Annotated in this window: 19 protein-coding genes and 1 other RNA gene; 4 read left to right on the top strand and 16 right to left on the bottom strand. The window is 64.1% G+C overall.

Going from position 1 to position 18,304, the window contains the following annotated elements:
• Positions 1 to 207: 207 nt before the first annotated feature.
• Both rpsI and rplM read right to left on the bottom strand, forming a co-directional pair.
• Positions 208 to 600 (bottom strand): 30S ribosomal protein S9, encoded by a 393-nt coding sequence (gene rpsI / locus RR42_RS02630; RefSeq protein ID WP_006156414.1) that lies wholly within the window; start codon positions 598 to 600, stop codon positions 208 to 210.
• An 11-nt stretch (positions 601 to 611) separates the two neighbouring features.
• Positions 612 to 1,040 (bottom strand): 50S ribosomal protein L13, encoded by a 429-nt coding sequence (gene rplM / locus RR42_RS02625; RefSeq protein WP_006156415.1) that lies wholly within the window; start codon positions 1,038 to 1,040, stop codon positions 612 to 614.
• A 765-nt stretch (positions 1,041 to 1,805) separates the two neighbouring features.
• Between rplM and RR42_RS02620 the strand changes: the two genes are divergently transcribed.
• Positions 1,806 to 2,228: an OsmC family protein gene (locus RR42_RS02620; protein ID WP_043343658.1), complete on the top strand. Its 423-nt coding sequence runs from the start codon at positions 1,806 to 1,808 to the stop codon at positions 2,226 to 2,228.
• 83 nt (positions 2,229 to 2,311) lie between these two features.
• Here RR42_RS02620 and rnpB read toward each other — a convergent pair.
• From rnpB to RR42_RS02600, 5 genes are all read right to left on the bottom strand, one after another.
• Positions 2,312 to 2,653: RNase P RNA component class A (rnpB, locus tag RR42_RS37820), an RNA gene on the bottom strand.
• A gap of 43 nt (positions 2,654 to 2,696) precedes the next feature.
• Complete coding sequence (locus RR42_RS02615; protein ID WP_082054967.1) at positions 2,697 to 3,557, bottom strand: DUF3025 domain-containing protein; 861 nt, start codon at positions 3,555 to 3,557, stop codon at positions 2,697 to 2,699.
• Positions 3,558 to 3,577: 20 nt separating this feature from the next.
• Positions 3,578 to 4,612, bottom strand: coding sequence for a dihydroorotase (gene pyrC / locus RR42_RS02610; RefSeq protein ID WP_043343656.1), 1,035 nt, complete (start codon positions 4,610 to 4,612; stop codon positions 3,578 to 3,580).
• Between the two features lie 46 nt (positions 4,613 to 4,658).
• Positions 4,659 to 5,999: a glycerate kinase type-2 family protein gene (locus tag RR42_RS02605; protein WP_236701965.1), complete on the bottom strand. Its 1,341-nt coding sequence runs from the start codon at positions 5,997 to 5,999 to the stop codon at positions 4,659 to 4,661.
• Positions 5,996 to 7,084, bottom strand: a complete 1,089-nt coding sequence (locus RR42_RS02600; RefSeq protein WP_043343651.1) for a tartrate dehydrogenase — start codon at positions 7,082 to 7,084, stop codon at positions 5,996 to 5,998. Before RR42_RS02600 ends, RR42_RS02605 begins: the two co-directional genes overlap by 4 nt.
• 130 nt (positions 7,085 to 7,214) lie before the next feature.
• Here RR42_RS02600 and RR42_RS02595 point away from each other — a divergent pair, with 130 nt between their 5' ends.
• Positions 7,215 to 8,045 carry a class II glutamine amidotransferase gene (locus tag RR42_RS02595; protein WP_043343649.1) on the top strand — a complete coding sequence of 277 codons (831 nt, stop codon included), beginning with the start codon at positions 7,215 to 7,217 and terminating at the stop codon, positions 8,043 to 8,045.
• 145 nt (positions 8,046 to 8,190) lie between these two features.
• Here the strand turns inward: RR42_RS02595 and RR42_RS02590 are convergent, their stop codons facing one another.
• The 6 genes from RR42_RS02590 to RR42_RS02565 form a co-directional block, all read right to left on the bottom strand.
• Positions 8,191 to 8,925, bottom strand: coding sequence for an amino acid ABC transporter ATP-binding protein (locus tag RR42_RS02590; RefSeq protein ID WP_043343647.1), 735 nt, complete (start codon positions 8,923 to 8,925; stop codon positions 8,191 to 8,193).
• Positions 8,922 to 9,605 (bottom strand): glutamate/aspartate ABC transporter permease GltK, encoded by a 684-nt coding sequence (gltK, locus tag RR42_RS02585; protein WP_043343646.1) that lies wholly within the window; start codon positions 9,603 to 9,605, stop codon positions 8,922 to 8,924. Before gltK ends, RR42_RS02590 begins: the two co-directional genes overlap by 4 nt.
• Before the next feature lie 11 nt (positions 9,606 to 9,616).
• On the bottom strand, positions 9,617 to 10,345 hold the full coding sequence (locus tag RR42_RS02580) for an amino acid ABC transporter permease (RefSeq protein ID WP_043343644.1): 729 nt from the start codon (positions 10,343 to 10,345) through the stop codon (positions 9,617 to 9,619).
• Between the two features lie 63 nt (positions 10,346 to 10,408).
• On the bottom strand, positions 10,409 to 11,308 hold the full coding sequence (locus RR42_RS02575) for a glutamate/aspartate ABC transporter substrate-binding protein (protein ID WP_043343641.1): 900 nt from the start codon (positions 11,306 to 11,308) through the stop codon (positions 10,409 to 10,411).
• 364 nt (positions 11,309 to 11,672) lie between these two features.
• Positions 11,673 to 12,980, bottom strand: coding sequence for a Glu/Leu/Phe/Val family dehydrogenase (locus tag RR42_RS02570; RefSeq protein ID WP_043343639.1), 1,308 nt, complete (start codon positions 12,978 to 12,980; stop codon positions 11,673 to 11,675).
• A 177-nt stretch (positions 12,981 to 13,157) separates the two neighbouring features.
• Complete coding sequence (locus RR42_RS02565; protein ID WP_043343637.1) at positions 13,158 to 14,129, bottom strand: LysR family transcriptional regulator; 972 nt, start codon at positions 14,127 to 14,129, stop codon at positions 13,158 to 13,160.
• Positions 14,130 to 14,303: 174 nt separating this feature from the next.
• Here RR42_RS02565 and RR42_RS02560 point away from each other — a divergent pair, with 174 nt between their 5' ends.
• Both RR42_RS02560 and RR42_RS02555 read left to right on the top strand, forming a co-directional pair.
• Positions 14,304 to 14,900, top strand: a complete 597-nt coding sequence (locus RR42_RS02560; protein ID WP_043343635.1) for a cysteine dioxygenase family protein — start codon at positions 14,304 to 14,306, stop codon at positions 14,898 to 14,900.
• Between the two features lie 60 nt (positions 14,901 to 14,960).
• On the top strand, positions 14,961 to 15,419 hold the full coding sequence (locus RR42_RS02555) for an Lrp/AsnC family transcriptional regulator (RefSeq protein WP_043343633.1): 459 nt from the start codon (positions 14,961 to 14,963) through the stop codon (positions 15,417 to 15,419).
• A gap of 88 nt (positions 15,420 to 15,507) precedes the next feature.
• On the opposite strand, the gene RR42_RS02550 is transcribed toward RR42_RS02555, so the two are convergent.
• Genes RR42_RS02550 through RR42_RS02540 form a run of 3 tightly spaced genes read right to left on the bottom strand, consistent with a single transcriptional unit; the run spans position 15,508 to position 18,166 of the window.
• Positions 15,508 to 16,293, bottom strand: a complete 786-nt coding sequence (locus RR42_RS02550) for an ABC transporter permease (RefSeq protein WP_052494416.1) — start codon at positions 16,291 to 16,293, stop codon at positions 15,508 to 15,510.
• Positions 16,294 to 16,295: 2 nt separating this feature from the next.
• The gene (locus tag RR42_RS02545) at positions 16,296 to 17,159 is read right to left on the bottom strand and encodes an ABC transporter ATP-binding protein (RefSeq protein WP_043343630.1); all 864 of its coding nucleotides are present in this window, start codon (positions 17,157 to 17,159) and stop codon (positions 16,296 to 16,298) included.
• Complete coding sequence (locus RR42_RS02540; RefSeq protein WP_052494737.1) at positions 17,156 to 18,166, bottom strand: ABC transporter substrate-binding protein; 1,011 nt, start codon at positions 18,164 to 18,166, stop codon at positions 17,156 to 17,158. The genes RR42_RS02545 and RR42_RS02540 overlap by 4 nt, the downstream gene beginning before the upstream one ends.
• Positions 18,167 to 18,304 lie beyond the last annotated feature (138 nt).

The raw sequence follows: 18,304 nt of genomic DNA, 5'->3' as shown, positions 1-18,304 counted from the left end.
TGCATCATGGTCGGGTTCTCCGGGCGGCAAGAGCAGGGATTGTATCCGGGGAGATGCAAAGTATTTGTAAAACGTGGTGATAGCCTGCCGTTGCACCCCATTGCACGCAGCTTCACGTGCGCCAACGGCGAAAAAAAACCGCACGGCAAGCCGTGCGGTTTTTTCTGAACGGCCAGATCCGGTTGAACCGGACCCGCCGAACACACATTAACGCTTCGAGAATTGCTTCCGACGACGCGCCTTGTGGAAACCGACCTTCTTACGTTCCACTTCACGCGCATCGCGCGTGACGAAACCGGCCTTGGACAGCGACGGCTTCAGGGTGGCATCGTAGTCGATCAGTGCACGGGTGATGCCGTGGCGCACTGCGCCGGCTTGACCCGTTTCACCGCCGCCAGTGACGTTGACCTTGATGTCGAAGGTCTGTGCGTTGGCAGTCAGTTCGAGCGGCTGGCGCACGATCATCAGCGAGGTTTCGCGAGCGAAATACTCATTGATGGGCTTGCCGTTGACGATGATATCGCCCTTGCCCGACTTGATGAAGACCCGAGCCACTGCGCTCTTGCGGCGGCCAGTACCGTAATTCCAATTTCCGATCATGGATGGCCCCCTTAGATTTCCAGCGCTTTAGGCTGCTGCGCTTCATGCGGATGCTCGGCTTCGGCGTAAACCTTCAGCTTCTTGATCATCGCATAGCCCAGCGGGCCCTTCGGCAACATGCCCTTCACAGCTTTTTCCAGGGCGCGGCCCGGGAAACGTTGCTGCATCTTACCGAACGTCGTTTCGTAAATGCCGCCCGGGTAACCCGAGTGACGATAGTACTTCTTGTCGGTTTCTTTGGTACCCGTGACACGCAGCTTGCCTGCGTTGACGATGATGATGTAATCACCCGTGTCGACGTGCGGAGTAAATTCCGGCTTGTGCTTGCCGCGCAGTCGGCGTGCCACTTCGCTGGCAACACGGCCGAGGACTTTGTCCGTCGCGTCAATCACGTACCAGTCGCGCTTAACCTCTGCAGGCTTTGCGGAAAAGGTCTTCATGATTTTTCCTGAGACTTGTAGAACCTGCCCGAAACATTGACTTTACGTCGTCGGCCGACCCTTAGGATCTGACCTTCCTGCTTGTATGTGCAGGCTCTCCCTGAATTCCTTCCCGCGGGCATGACGGAAAAGCCTACGAGTATACTGCGGACTGAGGCCTGAGCACAAGGAAAGTTGGGGGAGAACGCCAAGATGGTGCCGCACCGTATGCTGCTCGCCATCCAGAATGGCAGTAAGCAGCACAAAAGAAACCCATGAAGCACTTTTCAGCAGGATGCGCATCGGGTCTGGCAGGCGCAGAATAAAAAAAACCCAAGCTATTGAGCTTGGGTTTGAATCCACCAAAGGAGGAGGGTGGAGGAGACACCGGGAGATCGACGGGGCTGGATCGCGGTGCGGGCCGGCGAATGTGGCTGAAACCATCCGATTCGCTTTCGCACTCTGCGCCGTGTTGTGCGCCGTCGTTCAATGATGGAAATTATACATGAGCGCTCTCCCAGCGCAAGGAAATTTGCAGTGCGAAATGCCATTTCGTATTATGAAAACATACGACGAAGCACAAGAATGATTTTTATACAATAAAATCAATAACTTAAGAATGCACCGCGCTGTCACGGCACTGCCATCTTAGAAGAAAGCTTCAGTTTTCGGGAAAAATGCCGAGTTACGGCGCTTCTAGCCAGGTGGCCTATACTCAAAAAGCAAGCTTTGAAATCGCGTGTTCATGATCGAATACGCACTCACTAGAACGCAGGATCGAACAAAATGGAATGCAAAGTAACTTGGATGGGCACCGACGGCATGAGCTTCGTGGCCGAGACGGGCAGTGGCCATATCGTGGCGATGGACGGTGCGCCCGAGGGCGGCGGCCACAACCTGGCCCCGCGTCCGATGGAAATGGTCCTGCTGGGCACCGGCGGCTGCACCGCCTATGACGTGGTGCTGATCCTGAAGAAGAGCCGGCAGGATGTGCGCGGCTGCAGCGTGAAGCTGCAAGCGGAGCGCGCCAGCGAAGATCCGAAGGTTTTCACCAAGATCAACTTCCATTTCAAGGTGAGCGGGCGCAACCTGAACCCCGGCGCGGTCGAGCGCGCCATCCACCTGTCGCACGACAAGTATTGCTCGGCCTCGATCATGCTGGCCAAGACGGCGGAAATCACGCACACGATGGAAATTGTAGAGGTGTAGGCGCCTGGCGCCTGACCAGCCCCGGGGGGAGCCGGCGGTGGCGCCCCCAGTTGGGATGGGTGCGCGCCACGCTAAAGAATCAGAAGCAAAGCAGGCCGATAAGCCGGATTCTGTGCGCGCCGGCTTCCTTGCGGTTACCGGCACGTGACAATCATTCCTCTAGGCCGATCGTTACCGACCGGCTCAAGCTCCCTACCCGCAGGCTCAGCGGGCCGCCTCAATGCCTGCCTATTTGGGATTGCTCCAGGTGGAGGTTACCGCGTTTCACCCTTCCCATCGGGCGAACCCGATGGCAAGACTCGTCTCTGTGGCCCTATTCCGCACGTTGCCGTGGATGGCTATTAGCCAACACCCTGCCCTATGGAGTCCGGACTTTCCTCCCCTTGCACCACGAGGGTGCAAGCAGCGATTGTCTGGCCTGCTTTGCGGCCCGCAGTCTAACACCGTTTGGCCACGAACCGGCCACCCTCATGCGGCCTGCGCGCGGCGTCCGCGACGAAACACCTTGGTATCCGCGTAGTAGGCCGGATCGCGATTGGCTTCGCACCAGCCGGGAATGCCCAGCACCGGTAACGGCGCAAAGCGGCCGCTGTGCAGCTCGGCCGCTTCGAGCGAGGCGCACACGGAATCGTCGAGCGAGCCGGGGAGCGCGGCGCCTGCAGCCGGCGGGACGGCCAGCGGCCATGCATGCGCGGTCAGGGCCTTATAGGGCCGCACCAGCTTCTCCAGCAAGGCATGGCCGAAGGGCACCACGCCGCAGCGGGCGGTGCTGTCACGGCTGCCGGCATGCTCGCTACCGTCCCAGACACCCCGCCGCGCAACGAACAGCTGCTCCCAGCCAAAACCGCGCAAAACGGACTCCAGGCCACTGTCGGCACTCAGGAACAGGATGGCGTTCTCGTCGAACAAGGTCGCGGCATCGCGCAGGCTGCCACGGCTGCCCTGCACGCCCGCCACCGCGATGGCGCGGGCCTGCAGCCGGTTCAGCACGCGTTTGGAACGGGGAAAATGCAGCCAGATGAGCGCATTGAAGAAATCGTGCAGGTTGTCGCGCGTCGGCACGGCGCCGGTGGCGTAAATATGTGCCTCGTAGGCCGTGCCGGCCGGCAGTTCGGCTTGCGCAACGAAACGCAGCGGCGCGCCGCGGGCATTGCGCAGCGCGCGCTGCGCAGCCACTTCGCTGAGCACGGCGCGCAGGTCGGCGCCGCCTCGCAGCGCGCTGTCCAGCGCCGAGCCGATGGTGGCGAACGGCCGGAACCATGGCTGCGCCCAGTCGATCTGCGCCACCGCCGCAGCCAGCGCCAGCCGGACCTGGCTCTGTGCTTGCACTTCCGCTTCGCCAGCGCGGCTTAGCGGGCCTTCCAATGCAGCGTCTCGCCGCCGCGCAGCGGCACCAGCGTGGTGTCGCCATATGGCAGTTCGGCCGGCAGCTCCCACGCCTCACGGACCAGGGTGAGCGTGCCGCTATTGCGCGGCAGGCTGTAGAACGCCGGGCCGTTGAAGCTGGCGAAGGCTTCCAGTTTGTCCAGCGCACCGGCGGCTTCGAAGGCCTCGGCGTAGAGCTCCATGGCGTGCAGCCCGGTATAGCAGCCGGCGCAGCCGCAGGCATGTTCCTTCAGCCCGCGCGCGTGCGGCGCGCTGTCTGTGCCGAGGAAGAAGCGCTCGCTGCCGGACACGGCCGCGGCCACCAGGGCTTCGCGGTGGGTCTCGCGTTTGAGCACCGGCAGGCAGTAATAGTGCGGGCGGATGCCGCCGGTGAAGATGGCGTTGCGGTTGTACAGCAGGTGATGCGCAGTGATGGTGGCGGCGACTGGGCCTTGCGCGTCGCGCACGTACTCGGCCGCATCCTTGGTGGTGATGTGCTCGAACACCACCTTGAGCGCCGGGAAGTCGCGGCGCAGCGGCGTCATGACCTTGTCGATGAAGACGGCTTCGCGGTCGAAGATGTCGATCGCCGGATCGGTCACTTCGCCGTGCACCAGCAACGGCAGGCCCACGCGCTGCATGGCTTCCAGCGCTGCCGCGCAGTGACGCAGGTCGGTCACGCCGGCATCGCTGTTGGTGGTGGCGCCGGCCGGATACAGCTTGACCCCGTGCACGAAGCCGCTGGCCTTGGCAGCGACGATTTCCTCGACGGTGGTCTTGTCGGTCAGGTACAGCGTCATCAGCGGCTCGAACGCCATGCCCGCCGGCAGCGCGGCCAGGATGCGGCCGCGGTAGGCCGCGGCCTGCGCCACCGTGGTCACGGGCGGCTTCAGGTTGGGCATGATGATGGCGCGGGCGAACTGGCGGGCGGTATCCGGCAGGACGGCGGCCAGGGCCGTGCCGTCACGCAGGTGCAGGTGCCAGTCGTCCGGGCGGGTAATGGTGAGAGTCTGGGTCATGGCTTTCGGGGGCCGGCCGGCAGTCGCGGCTGGCGCTTGTCAGGGATTACAGGATCAGGATGGCGCGGTAGTCATTCACATTGGTCCGCGTGGGGCCCGTCACCACGAGGTCGCCGGCGGCATCGAACAAGCCCCAGGCATCATGCGCGTCAAGCCGCGCGCGCGCCGATGCGCCGGCAGCCTGCGCACGCGCGAGCGTGGACGGGTCCAGCAACGCGCCGGCATTATCCTCGGAGCCGTCGATGCCGTCGGTGTCCGCCGCGATGGCGTACACATTATCAACGCCATCCAGCTCCAGGGCGAGCGACAGCAGGAACTCCGAGCAACGCCCGCCACGGGGCTTCCCAGCCGCCGCGCCATTGCCCTGCGGCAACGTGACGGTGCATTCGCCACCGGAAATCAGCACCACGGGCACCGCGAATGGCGCATTGTACGCGCGTATCTCACGCACCAGCGCTGCGTAGACCCGGGCAACTTCCTGCGCCTCGCCGGTCACCGTGTCGCCCAGCACCACCGGCTGGATGCCGCGCGCGCGAAAGTGATCCGCTGCCGCCATCAGGCTGCCGTGGGCGGTAGCGATCACACGATTCTCAACCCGCGCGAACAGCGGATCGCCAGGCTTGGGCGTTTCCGCCACTTCGCCGCGCGCACCGCGCTCCAGGTACGCCTGCACCACCGGCGGGACCACCGCACCGTAGCGGCGCAGGACTGCCAGGGCATCAGCGTAGGTACTGGCGTCTGGCACGGTGGGACCGGAAGCGATGGCGCTGGGGTCGTCCCCGGCCACGTCAGACACGATCAGCGTGGTCACCGGCGCGCGGCAGGCCCGGGCGAGGTGCCCGCCCTGGATGCGCGACAGGTGCTTGCGCACGATATTCATATCCGTGATGGGAGCGCCGCAGCGCAGCAGCTCCTGCGTGGTGGCCTTGAGGTCCGCCATGCCGATGCCCTCGGCCGGCAGCGACAGCAGGCTGGAGCCGCCGCCGGACACCAGCACGATCAGCCTGTCGTCCGGCCCCAGCTCGCCAGCCCGCGCCAGGATCTCGGCGGCGGCGCGCTCGCCGGCCTCGTCCGGCACCGGGTGGCCGGCCTCTATCACGCGCACGTGTTCGGTCGGCAGGCCGTGGGCGTAGCGCGTCACCACCAGGCCGTCGAGCTGCACCGCGCTGTTCTGGCTGGCATACGCGCGCTCCACGGCCAGCGCCATCGATGCCGCGGCCTTGCCGGCGCCTACCACCAGGGTACGCCCGCCAGCCTGGGGCGACGGCAGGTGGTCCGCCACGATGCGCAGCGGATCCGCTGCCGCCACCGCGGCATGGAAGCTATCGAGCAGCAGGGCGCGCGCGTCGGCCGCGGTGGCCGGCAAAGGTTGGGCAGCCGTACTCACAGCGCTTGCGCGATGGCCTGGCCCAGGTCCGCCGTGCCGGCCTTGCCTCCAATGTCGCGGGTCAGCGGGGCATGCTCCGGCCCGGCCGACAGCACCTTCTCGATGGCACCCAGCACGGCCGCGCCGGCTTCCGGCTGACCCAGATGCTCCAGCATCATGGCGCCGCACCAGATCTGGCCGATCGGGTTGGCCACGCCGCGCCCGGCGATGTCCGGCGCGGAGCCATGCACGGGCTCGAACAAGCTGGGGAAGGTGCGGTCCGGGTTGATATTGCCCGAGGGCGCGATGCCGATGGTGCCGGTGCAGGCCGGCCCCAGGTCGGACAGGATGTCGCCAAACAGGTTGCTGGCGACCACCACGTCGAACCAGTCCGGATGCTGGACGAAGTGCGCGGTGAGGATGTCGATGTGGTACTTGTCGACCTTCACGCCGGGGTAGTGGGTAGCCATGGCCTCCACCCGCTCGTCCCAGTACGGCATGGTGATGGAGATGCCGTTGGACTTGGTGGCCGAGGTCAGATGCCTGGCCGGACGCTTTTGCGCCAGCTCGAAGGCGAACTTGAGGATGCGGTCCACGCCCGTGCGCGTCATCACCGTTTCCTGGATCACAACCTCCCGGTCGGTGCCGGGGAACATGCGCCCGCCGATGCTCGAGTACTCGCCCTCGGTGTTCTCGCGCACTACGTAGAAATCGATGTCACCCGGTTTGCGCGCATGGCCGTCGCGGTCCACCAGCGGGCTGCGGATACCGGGCATCAGCCGCACCGGGCGCAGGTTGACGTATTGGTCGAAGGAGCGCCGGAACTGCAGCAGCGAGCCCCACAGCGAGATATGGTCGGGCACGGCGTCCGGCCAGCCCACCGCGCCGAAGTAGATGGCGTCGTACTTGACCAGGGTGTCGAACCAGTCGTCCGGCAGCATCTTGCCGTGGCGGGCGTAGTAGTCGCAGCTGGAGAAGTCGAAGTGATCGAACTGCATGTCGATGCCGAACCGGCGCGCGGCGGCGTCCATCACGCGCAGGCCCTCGGGCATCACTTCGGTGCCGATGCCATCGCCGGGGATGACTGCGATCTTGTATTTGCTCATGTCTCGAGGGCCCGCTGAACGGTATTGAAATCGGGGAAAAACGCGCTGCGCTTGGCAGATAACCCGGGCAGGCCGGATAATGGAACATTCTATTGCAATCCGGCAGCCTGCTGCCGGTCCGGTGCCCGCCATGTGCCAGCTGCTCGGCATGAACTGCGCCACGCCGACCGACGTGACGTTCTCCTTTACCGGCTTCGCCGCCCGCGGCGGCGTCACGGATCACCATGCCGATGGCTTTGGCGTGGCGTTCTTCGAGGACAAGGCCTGCCGCCTGTTCATCGACAACCAGTCCGCCGGCACCTCGCCCGTGGCTGAGCTGGTCAAGCGCTACCCGATCAAGTCCAAGAACGTCATCTCCCATATCCGCAAGGCGACCCAGGGCACGGTGCGGCTGGAAAACTGCCATCCCTTCATGCGCGAGCTGTGGGGGCGGCACTGGATCTTCGCCCACAACGGCGACCTGAAGGACTTCTCGCCTTTCCTGTCGGGGGTCTACCAGCCGGTCGGCGACACCGATAGTGAACTCGCCTTCTGCACGCTGATGCAGGGGCTGCGCAAGCGCTTCCCAGGCTCGCAGCCGCCGCTCAACGAGCTGTGCCACGCGCTGGCGGACATCACGCGCGAGATCACGCAGCACGGCGTGTTCAACTACCTGCTGTCCAATGGACAGGCGTTGTTCTCCCACTGCTCCACGCGCCTGTACTACATCGTGCGCCAGTGGCCCTTCTCCACCGCCCACCTGATCGATGCCGACCTGTCGATCGACTTCGCCCAGGTCACCACGCCCGACGACCGCGTGGCGGTGATCGCCACGGCGCCACTGACCGACAACGAAACCTGGACCGCCTTCGCGCCCGGCGAGCTGATGATGTTCGAGGAAGGCCGCTCGGTGATGACGCTGACGGTGCCGATCCCGCCGGAAGTCCAGGCCAAGAACGCGGCCAACAGCGCCTGCACCTGAGAGGCCATTTCAAAGAGATTCTGGCATCGTTGCGCGGCCTTGCCATACCCCTTGTACTGTCTGCGGCAGCGCCACGCGCCAAACAAAAAGGGACGCCGAGGCGTCCCTTTTTGCATCCTGCCGCCCATCGGGGCGGCGGCCCGCATCAGTGATGCAGGATCTTCGACAGGAACTGCTTGGCCCGCTCGGAGCGCGCGTCGATATTGCCGAAGAACTCTTCCTTGGCGCAGTCCTCGACGATCTTGCCCTGGTCCATGAAGATCACGCGGTTGGCGACCTTGCGCGCGAAACCCATTTCGTGGGTCACGCACATCATGGTCATGCCTTCCTGCGCCAGCTGCACCATCACGTCCAGCACTTCGTTGACCATCTCCGGGTCCAGCGCGGAGGTCGGCTCGTCGAACAGCATGCAGATCGGATCCATCGACAGCGCGCGGGCAATTGCCACGCGCTGCTGCTGGCCGCCCGACAGCTGGCCCGGGAACTTGGCCGCCTGGGCTTTGAGGCCCACGCGGTCCAGGTACTTCAGGCCCTTCGCCATGGCTTCTTCCTTCGAGCGGCCGAGCACCTTCGTCTGGGCGATGGTCAGGTTCTCGGTGATCGACAGGTGGGGGAACAGTTCGAAGTTCTGGAACACCATGCCCACGCGCGAACGCAGCTTGGGCAGGTTGGTCTTGGGCGAGCCCACCGAGGTGCCGTCCACCGTGATGTCGCCCTTCTGGAAGGGCTCCAGCGCGTTGACGGTCTTGATCAGCGTCGACTTGCCCGAACCCGAGGGGCCGCACACCACCACGACTTCGCCCTTGGCGACCTTGGTGGTGCAATCGGTCAGCACCTGGAAGGCGCCGTACCACTTGGAGACGTTATTGATTTCAATCATACGGCCACCTTTTTCTGGTAACGCTTGACCAGCAGCGATGCGGAGAAACAGATAATGAAATACACCAGCCCGGCGAACAGCAGCATCTCCACGATGCGGCCATCACGCTCGCCGATACCGTAGGCCTGGCCAAAGAAGTCCGCCAGCGCGCTCACGTAGACCAGCGACGTATCCTGGAACAGGATGATGCCTTGCGTGAGCAGCAGCGGCACCATGTTGCGGAAGGCCTGCGGCAGGATCACCAGCCGCATCGACTGCCCGTAGGTCATGCCCATGGCCTGCGCGGCGAACATCTGCCCGCGCGACACGCTCTGGATACCCGCGCGGATGATCTCGGAATAGTACGCCGCCTCGAACAAGGCAAAGGCAATCAGCGCCGAGGTCATGCGCAGGTCGGATGCCTGCGACAGGTTGAAGGCCTTTTGCAGCAGCTGCGGGATGATCAGGAAGAACCACAACAACACCATCACCAGCGGAATCGACCGGAAGATGGTGACGTAGCCCTGCGCGAACCAGTTCAGCAGCTTGACGGAGGACAGCCGCATCATCGCCAGGATGGTGCCCCAGACGATGCCGACCACCACCGCGGTAACGGTGATCTTGAGCGAGACCAGCATCCCCTCGCCCAGCACGTCCAGCGTGGTCGCGTTGATCGAGCTGAAATCGAATGTATATGCCATGACGTGTCCTCTTACTTGCCGCCGATGAAGCCGGGCACGCGGGTGCGGCCTTCGACCCAGCGCATGAGCAGCATGACCACGATATTGATCAGCGCGTACATGATGGTCACCGCGATGAAGGACTCATACGGGCGCGCCGTGTAGTCCACCAGTTGGCGCCCCTGCGCCGCCAGCTCCAGCAGCCCGATGGTCGACGCCACAGCGGAGTTCTTGAAGATGTTCAGGAACTCCGAGGTCAGCGGCGGCACGATGACGCGGAACGACATCGGCAATAGCACATAACGGTAAGTCTGGGCCAGCGTGAAACCCATCGCCAGGCCGGCGTTGCGCTGGCCGGGCGGCAGCGAGTTGATCCCTGAGCGCACCTGCTCGCAGACCCGGGCCGCCGTAAAGGTGCCCAGGCACAGCATGGCCGCCAGGAACTGCTGGGCAAACGGGTTCATCTGCTTGAACGACTCGCCGCCGGGCAACAGCTCGGGCATGACGAAATACCAGATGAACAACTGCACCAGCAGCGGAATATTACGGAAGATCTCGACGTAGGTCGCGGCCAGGCCGGACAGCCACTTGTTGGGCACCGTGCGCAGCACGCCGAGCACGGAGCCGATGACGAGGGCGATGATCCACGACGAGAGCCCGAGTGCAATGGTGACCTTCAGGCCGGAAATCATCCAGTCCAGGTAGGTCTCGTTCTGGGCCGCTTGTTCGAGGAATACACCCCAATGCCAGCTGTAGTTCATGATGTGTCCTCAAAAAGAAACGGAAGGACATGCCTTCCGTTTCACACAACCGGAATCCCAGTATCAGTCGAGTGCCTTGTCGTTCGGCGTCTTGAACAGTGCCTTCATGTCTTCCGACAGCGGGAAGTCCAGGTTCAGGCCCTTGGGCGGGACCGGCTGCTGGAACCACTTGGTGTACAGCGTGTTGATCGAGCCATCCTTCATCATGCCCGTGATCACGGTGTCCGACAGCTTCTTGAACTGTGCATCGTCCTTGCGGATCATGCAGCCATAGGACTCGCGCGATTGCGGCTTGCCCACCACGATCCAGTCGGCCGGGTTCTTGGCCTTGGCGCGTTCGCCGAACAGCAATGCGTCGTCCATCATGAAGGCGACGGCGCGGCCCGATTCCAGCGTCAGGAACGACTGGCCATGGTCCTTGGTGCTGATGATGTTCATGCCCAGCTTCTGGTCATCGTTCATCTTGCGCAGCAGGCGTTCCGAGGTGGTGCCGGCGGTCGTCACCACGTTCTTGCCCTTGAGGTCGGCCCAGTCCTTGATGCCGCCATCCTTCTTCACCATGATGCGGGTGCCGATGATGAAGATGCTGGTGGTAAACGATGCTTGTTTCTGGCGCTCGAGGTTGTTGGTGGTCGAGCCGCACTCGATGTCGATGGTGCCGTTCTGCAGCAGGGTGATGCGGTTCTGCGAGGTGATCGGGATTTCCTTGACCTGCAGGTTCGGCAGCTTCAACTGGTCCTTGATCGCTTCCACGATCTTGACATTGATATCGTAGGAATAACCGACCTGGCGCACGCCGCCGAGGTTGTAGTTGAACGGAATCGACGACTCACGAACGCCAAGCGTAATCACACCGGTGTCTTTGATCTTCTGCAGCGTGCCCGTCAGTTGCTCGGCAGCTTGCGCGGTACCGCACAGCACGCCAGCAGCAATCATCAGGGAAGCCAACTTGGCAACATTCATAACATCTCCTTGACCATGAAGAGAAAGGCGGGACTCTAACAAAAAACCACCCGCCGACGAAATAGTATTGCGCAGGCAAGCACTCAAGACAACGGGTTTTTCCCCTAACAGCGCCATCCAAGGCATGGTTTGCAAGGCAAGCGAGACATGTCGCCATTGCCGTAAAGCCGTTGCGCCAGCGCATCGGGCCGGCCTTGAGGCAAGGCCTCGCCAGCACGGGAGCCCCCTGGCGCGTGGGGGCAGCGAGCGCATACGACAACGCGGCTGCCGGGAAGCCCGGCAGCCGCGTTACCAATCCTGGATAGACCTGTTGCGCCGCAGCATCGCCAGATGGCGACGCTGCGGCGCCAAGCCGCGTCAGGCATCAGGGATAGAGACCGCGCATTTCGCGCGCCTGCAGAATCCGCGTGCACGCCACGATGAAGGCGGCCGTGCGCAAGGTAACCTTGTTGTCCTGAGCGACCTGCCAGATCGCCCGGAATGCCTCTTGCATGATTCGTACCAGGCGCTGGTTGATTTCCTCTTCGGTCCAGAAGAAGCTGGAAAAGTCCTGTACCCATTCGAAATAGGAGACCGTAACGCCGCCAGCATTGGCGATGACGTCGGGCGCCACCAGGATATTGCGCTCGCGCAGGATGTCGTCGGCCTCGGGCGTGGTCGGGCCATTCGCACCTTCGATGACCATGCGTGCCTTGATGTGGGGCGCGTTCTGGGCTGTGATCTGGCCTTCCAGCGCGGCCGGGATCAGGATTTCGCAGTCCACCTGCCAGAATTGCTCGGCGGAGATGGTCTCGCCCTGGAAGCCCTCGATGGTGCCGCTGTGCGAGGCATATTCCATCATGGCGGGCACATCCAGGCCGGCCGGGTTGTACAGCGCGGTGCGGTGGTCCTGCACCGCCACCACCTTGGCGCCAGCCTCATGGAACAGCTTGGCGGCCACGGCGCCGACATTGCCGAAGCCCTGCACGGCAATGCGTGCGCCCTTGATCTCAAGGCCGAGGTTGCGCGCCGCCTCGGAACCCACCACGAACACGCCGCGGCCGGTTGCCTCGCGGCGACCCAGCGAGCCGCCCAGCGAGATCGGCTTGCCGGTCACCACACCGGTGGCGGTGCTGCCGGAGTTCATCGAGTAGGTGTCCATCATCCATGCCATCACCTGTTCATTGGTGTTGACGTCGGGCGCCGGGATGTCCTTGTTGGGCCCGATGATGAAGTTGATTTCGCTGGTATAGCGGCGCGTGACGCGCTCCAGCTCCGAGCGCGAGAGCGTGCGCGGATCGACGCGGATACCGCCCTTGGCGCCGCCGTACGGCACGTTGACCGCGGCGTTCTTGACCGACATCCAGGCCGACAGGGCCATCACTTCCGACAAGGTCACGTCCTGGTGGAAGCGCACGCCGCCCTTGCCCGGGCCGCGCGACATGTTGTGCTGCACGCGATAGCCTTCGAAGTGGGCAATGGTGCCGTTGTCCATCTCGATCGGCACGTCCACCACCAGCGCGCGCTTGGGACGCTTCAGGGTCTCGACCCAGCGGGCCAGCGAGCCCAGGTAAGGCGTGACACGATCGACCTGCTGCAGGTAGATGCCCCAGGGCCCGAGCGCATCGGCGTTCAGGTAGGAAGGCAAGGTGTGGTTCTTGACGGCAGGATTGGACGGCGCTGCGGAAGACATCGTTTGGTTCCGGTGTGAAGGTGCCGCCAGCTTAGGGGAGGCGCCCCCGCCGAAGCCAATGCCGTTTGATTATCCCGTTATGCATGCTTTGCATAACCTTTGACCAAGGCCCCGCGCCACCCCATGCCGACCTTCCCGGCTATGTGGCGGTGTGCCCGGCGCACCAGCTGCGCGCCTTCAGGATTTCGGCAGTGCGGGCAAGGCCTGCGCTGCCAGCGAAGACCACACGCGTTCCACCAGCTGGCGCTTGTTGCGAACCTGCGCGCTGCGCCGCTCGTTGACGTGTTCGCCCGGCTTCTCCCGGTAAAGCCGGATTTCCATGTCGATCGACAACGCCGCGCCACGCGCGGCCTCCGCGCGCACCAGCCGGTGCTGGAGCAGTTCCTCGCGCACCGCGCTCTCCGGCAGGAAGGCCATGCCATGCCCGGACAGCGCCATCACCTTGAGCGCCTCGGCCATATCGGTCTCGTAGCATTTGTCGAGCTTGAGCGCGTCGGTGGTCTCCGACAGCAGCATGTCGACCATGCGGCCAAGGAAGGCATTGGGCGTATAGCTGAGGAAAGGCACCGGCTTCTTGTCCGTGCCCGGCAGCCGGTACAGAGGCTTGCCGGTGGCGTCCGGCACGCTGTATGGCGACAGCCGTTCGGTGCCCAGCACCATCATGTCGTAGTGCGCGGGATCAAGCTGGATAGCCTGGCGCGCATGGTGGTAGACCATCACCAGGTCGCAGCCGCCATCGACCAGCGCCAGCACGGCGTCATGCACGTTGAGCGCACGCAGCCGGCACGGCAGCGTGCCGATCTCGCGCTCCACTGCCTTGAGCCATTCGGGGAAGAACGTCAGCGACAGCGTGTGCGGCACCGCGAACTCCAGCACCTGGGCATTGGCCGAACGCTGCCCCCGCATCAGCGCGCGGGTCTCGCTGACCTGCGCCAGCATGGCCAGGGCCTGCTCGTAGAACACCTTGCCCGCTGGTGTCAGGCTGGTGGGATAGCTGGAGCGGTCGATCAGCTCCGTGCCCACCCAGGACTCCAGCGACTGGATCCGGCGCGAGAACGCGGGCTGCGTTACATGACGCTGCTCGGCCGAGCGCGAGAAGCTGTGCGTCTCGGCCAGGCTGACGAAGTCTTCAAGCCACTTGATTTCCATGAGGCGGCATTATCCACCGGCTTCCCGCGGTTTCGCCACCGCCAGGAATAATATTCTATATTTCCAATTTTTATTGGAATACGATTACACTCATATCCGGATTTGCACGACAAGACGCACGTGCTTGCTCCGGGACGGACGCTATGATGGTCGCAAACCAACAAGGAGCCCGTCATGGCCACCCAGCAAGCCGCCGTTACCGATGTTGCCAGCCACGCACGCAGCACCGGCGTCCTTGGCACCCTCGACACGGCCGACGGCCAGCCGGATCTCTTTGCCCCGCTGTCCGACGGCATGTCGTGCGCCTTTGCCGCCAGCGCGCGCATGGTGGCGCAAGGCATCGAAGCCAGCCTGCCGGACGCCGCCACGCTGCTGGCGCTGCTGCCGGAATCGCTGCGCGAAGGCTCGGCTGAGGGCTATGTGCGCCACCTGGTACATGCCGATCCGCTGGCGCGCTTCTCCGCCATGCTGATCGTCTGGCGGCCGGGGCAGCACAGCCCGGTGCACGGACACCAGACCTGGTGCGCCTACCGGGTGCTGCGCGGCACGCTGCATGAGCGCCACTACCGCTGGGACGCGCAAGCGCGCCAGGCGCATCCGTGCGGCGAGATCACGCGCACGGTGGGCGATACCTTCAGCGTGCCGGCCGGGCTGCGCCATATCCATGCGCTTGGCAACGACAGCGACGCGGTGGCCGTGTCGCTGCATATTTATGGGGTGGACCAGGAACACATCTGCAGCGGTGTGAACCTGCTGGTGGACGCGGCCTGAGTCTTGCGGGCGGCGCTCGGCCAGGCACCCGGACGACGCTGCGCGCCAACAGGATTTGCCATGGACCGATACGACCGCCAGATACTTGCCGCTCTCCAGGAAGACGCCACCGTGCCGGTGGCCGAGCTGGGCGAGCGGGTGGGCCTCACCTCCACGCCGTGCTGGCGGCGCGTGCAGAAGCTTGAGGAAAGCGGCGTGATACGCAAGCGGGTGGCGCTGCTGGACCCCGCGCTGCTGAATGTGGGCGTGACGGTATTCGTCTCGGTCCGCACCAGCCAGCACAGCGTCAAATGGCTCAAGACCTTTCATGACCTGGTCGCCTCGATCCCCGAGGTGACTGAGTTCTACCGCATGGCCGGGGACACCGATTACCTGCTGCGCGTAGTGGTGCCGGATATTGCCGCGTATGACCGCGTGTACAAGAAGCTGATCCAGGGCGCTGAGCTGGCTGATGTCAGTTCCAGTTTCGCCATGGAGCAGATCAAGTACACGACTGCTTTGCCTCTGGATTATGCGTGATTGGGGTTGGTCGCTGTTTCCTTGAGCGGCGATGGCATCTTGCACTCAAGAGCCATCGCCGCCAAAACGATCTCCACCAGCCCTCAATTCACCCCCGATGCGCCCACCCCGTCATCCGCCTCTCCACCACCGCGAAAAACTCATACATCACCATCGCCATCACCGCGATCACCACCAGCCCGGCAAACGCCAGCGGCATCTTCATCGCCGAACCGGCGGACACCAGCAGATAGCCGATGCCTTCATTGGCAGCACTCATCTCGGACACGGTGGTGCCGACGAAAGCCAGGGTGATCGCCACCTTGAGCGAAGCAAAGAAGTAAGGCATCGACCGCGGCAGCCCGACCTTGAGCAGCACATCGGTGCGCTTTGCACCAAGTACGCGCAGTACATCCTCCAGTTCCGGCTCCAGCGTAGCCAGCCCCGTAGCGATATTGACCATGATCGGGAAGAACGAGATCAGGAAGGCGGTCAGGATCGCCGGGCCGGCGCCCAGGCCGAACCACACCACCAGGATCGGCACGAAGGCTGCCTTTGGCAACGCATTGAACGCCGTCATCAGCGGATACCCGGCGGCGTACGCCAGCTTGGACGAGCCCATCAGCAAACCCAGCACCACGCCCACGATGATGGCAAGGCCAAAGCCGACCATGGTGGTCCAGAAGGTACGCCAGGCGTGGCCGGCAATCACATCCCAGTATTCGAACAGCGACGTGACGATCGCGCCGGGGCTGGGAAGGATGAAGTCCGACACATTGAACACAAGGCACGCACCCTGCCACAGCAGCAGGAACGTGCCCAGCAACAGCCATGGCGCCACGCGCTGCACGCGGCGTTGCTGAGCCGCGCTCATCGAGGAAGAAAAAGTGCTCATGGTCAGTGCTGCCGTACGTGGCCGATCTTCTCGCGCAGCGAATGCACGAGGTCGGCAAAGGGTTCGGTATAGGTCAGGTCGAGGTCGCGCGGACGCGGCAGGTCGATCTCCTTGCGCGTGAGGATGCGCCCCGGGCGCTGGCTCATCACGTAGACGGTGTCGGCCAGGAACACGGCCTCGCGCAAGTCGTGGGTGACCAGGATCACGTTGAAGCGCTGGGCCTGCCACAGGTCGCGCAGCACGCACCACAGCTCCTCGCGGGTAAAGGCGTCGAGCGCGCCGAAGGGCTCGTCGAGCAGCAGCATGCGCGGCTCGTGGATCAGCGCGCGGCAGATCGAGGCACGCTGCTGCATGCCGCCGGAGAGCTGCCACGGGTACTTGTCCTCGTAGCCGGCCAGGCCCACGGTGCGCAGCAGCTCGCGTGCGCGCGCCGTGTACTCCTCCCGCTTCTGGCGCAGCGTGGAGCGGTAGGGCTCGACGATCTCCAGCGGCAGCATGACGTTCTGCAACGTGGTGCGCCAGGGCAACAGCGTCGGCGCCTGGAAGGCCATGCCAACCATCTTGAGCGGGCCGGCGACCTTCTCGCCGGCGATCTTGACCACGCCGCGCGTGGCCGGCTTGAGCCCGGTCGCCAGCTTCATGAAGGTGGACTTGCCGCAGCCGGAAGGCCCGACGATGGCGATGAACTCACCCGGCTCGACCTGCAGCGAGATGTCCTCGATGGCGAACTCGCCCTGGCGGGCAAGCTCGTCGTTATAGGCGAGCCAGACCCGGTTGAACTCGACGAAGGGTTGCGCCGCCGGCTCGCGCGGCAGCTCAGGAGCGAGCGCGGCCCCTGTGCGCAGGGAGGTGGTGCCCACCGTCATCGCAGCACATCCAGTTCGGCGGCGGACGGCAGGTAGGCATCGGTCCACAGGTTGTCGGGGTTGATGCGGCCCTTGGTGCCGAAGGCGTCAGCCACTTGCGAAGCCATCAGCGACAGGCGCGGCTTGTTGATGCGGCCAAAGCCCTCGGCGCGCGCGTCGGGCGACTTGACCACGCTGTCCAGCGCCATCTTCAGGCGCTTGGTCTCGAGCTTCTCATCGATGATGCCGTCGCGCGCCTTGACCGCCTTGATGCCCTCTTCCGGCTTGGCGATCACGTCCTTGGCCGATTTGGCGAAAGCGCGCAGGAAGGCCTTGACCGCCTCCGGGTTCTTCTTGAGGAAATCTTCCGAGGCGATCACGGCGTTGCCGTACAGCTTCACGCCGTATTGCGGGTAAGGCAGCACCACGATGTCCTCGTCCTTCACCCCCCGCGCATTCAGGTTGAGGATGGAGGTGAACGAGAAGCCCGTGATGGCGTCGAGGTCGCCGCGCATGAGCATGGTCTCGCGCAGGGTCGGGTCCATCGCCTGCCAGTTGAAGCTCGATGCCTGCAGGCCGTTGGCCTTGGCGAAGATCGGGAAGGCGCGGCGGCCGGCGTCGAATACCGGTGCGCCGAGCTTCTTGCCGGCCAGGTCGTGCGGGGTCTTGATGCCGGACTTCTTCAGCGCGAGCACGGCGGCCGGGGTGTTGTTGTAGACCATCATCACGGCCACCGGCTTGTTCTTGGCATCCGGGTTGTTGCCGTAGAACTCCATCACCGAAGCCAGGTCGGCAAAGCCCATGTCGTAGGTGCCGGAAGCCACGCGGTTGACCACGTTGCCCGATCCATTGCCGGCGTCGATCGACACGTCAAGCTTCTCGGCCTTGTAGTAGCCCTTCTGCTCGCCCAGCAGGAACAGCGCCGACGGGCCTTCGAAGCGCCAGTCGAGCTGGAAGCGGACCTTGGTCTGGGCGTGCGCCTCGCCGGCAAATTGTGTCGACAGCACCAGGGCGGTGCCCAGCGCCATGCCAAGCTGCAGCCAGCGGCGGCGCGCGGTGGATGCCGCAGCGCCGGACGCGGCATGGGCGGGCTCGGTGCCGGCGTGAGCGGCAGTGGCCTCGAACGGGGTGGCGGCACGGAATAGCGGCATTGAACTCTCTCCAGT

This window comes from Cupriavidus basilensis (genome assembly GCF_000832305.1).
Taxonomy (GTDB): Bacteria; Pseudomonadota; Gammaproteobacteria; order Burkholderiales; family Burkholderiaceae; genus Cupriavidus; species Cupriavidus basilensis_F.
Note: the sequence above shows the minus strand (reverse complement) of the source record. Positions and strands in the feature narration are given on the sequence as shown.

Excerpts from the sequence above, each read along its gene's own strand:
- rpsI (WP_006156414.1), bottom strand. The coding sequence starts at position 600 with ATGATCGGAAATTGGAATTACGGTACTGGCCGCCGCAAGAGCGCAGTG.
- rplM (WP_006156415.1), bottom strand. The coding sequence starts at position 1,040 with ATGAAGACCTTTTCCGCAAAGCCTGCAGAGGTTAAGCGCGACTGGTAC.
- RR42_RS02620 (WP_043343658.1), top strand. The coding sequence starts at position 1,806 with ATGGAATGCAAAGTAACTTGGATGGGCACCGACGGCATGAGCTTCGTG.
- pyrC (WP_043343656.1), bottom strand. The coding sequence starts at position 4,612 with ATGACCCAGACTCTCACCATTACCCGCCCGGACGACTGGCACCTGCAC.
- RR42_RS02600 (WP_043343651.1), bottom strand. The coding sequence starts at position 7,084 with ATGAGCAAATACAAGATCGCAGTCATCCCCGGCGATGGCATCGGCACC.
- RR42_RS02595 (WP_043343649.1), top strand. The coding sequence starts at position 7,215 with ATGTGCCAGCTGCTCGGCATGAACTGCGCCACGCCGACCGACGTGACG.
- RR42_RS02590 (WP_043343647.1), bottom strand. The coding sequence starts at position 8,925 with ATGATTGAAATCAATAACGTCTCCAAGTGGTACGGCGCCTTCCAGGTG.
- gltK (WP_043343646.1), bottom strand. The coding sequence starts at position 9,605 with ATGGCATATACATTCGATTTCAGCTCGATCAACGCGACCACGCTGGAC.
- RR42_RS02580 (WP_043343644.1), bottom strand. The coding sequence starts at position 10,345 with ATGAACTACAGCTGGCATTGGGGTGTATTCCTCGAACAAGCGGCCCAG.
- RR42_RS02575 (WP_043343641.1), bottom strand. The coding sequence starts at position 11,308 with ATGAATGTTGCCAAGTTGGCTTCCCTGATGATTGCTGCTGGCGTGCTG.
- RR42_RS02570 (WP_043343639.1), bottom strand. The coding sequence starts at position 12,980 with ATGTCTTCCGCAGCGCCGTCCAATCCTGCCGTCAAGAACCACACCTTG.
- RR42_RS02565 (WP_043343637.1), bottom strand. The coding sequence starts at position 14,129 with ATGGAAATCAAGTGGCTTGAAGACTTCGTCAGCCTGGCCGAGACGCAC.
- RR42_RS02560 (WP_043343635.1), top strand. The coding sequence starts at position 14,304 with ATGGCCACCCAGCAAGCCGCCGTTACCGATGTTGCCAGCCACGCACGC.
- RR42_RS02555 (WP_043343633.1), top strand. The coding sequence starts at position 14,961 with ATGGACCGATACGACCGCCAGATACTTGCCGCTCTCCAGGAAGACGCC.
- RR42_RS02550 (WP_052494416.1), bottom strand. The coding sequence starts at position 16,293 with ATGAGCACTTTTTCTTCCTCGATGAGCGCGGCTCAGCAACGCCGCGTG.
- RR42_RS02545 (WP_043343630.1), bottom strand. The coding sequence starts at position 17,159 with ATGACGGTGGGCACCACCTCCCTGCGCACAGGGGCCGCGCTCGCTCCT.
- RR42_RS02540 (WP_052494737.1), bottom strand. The coding sequence starts at position 18,166 with ATGGCGCTGGGCACCGCCCTGGTGCTGTCGACACAATTTGCCGGCGAG.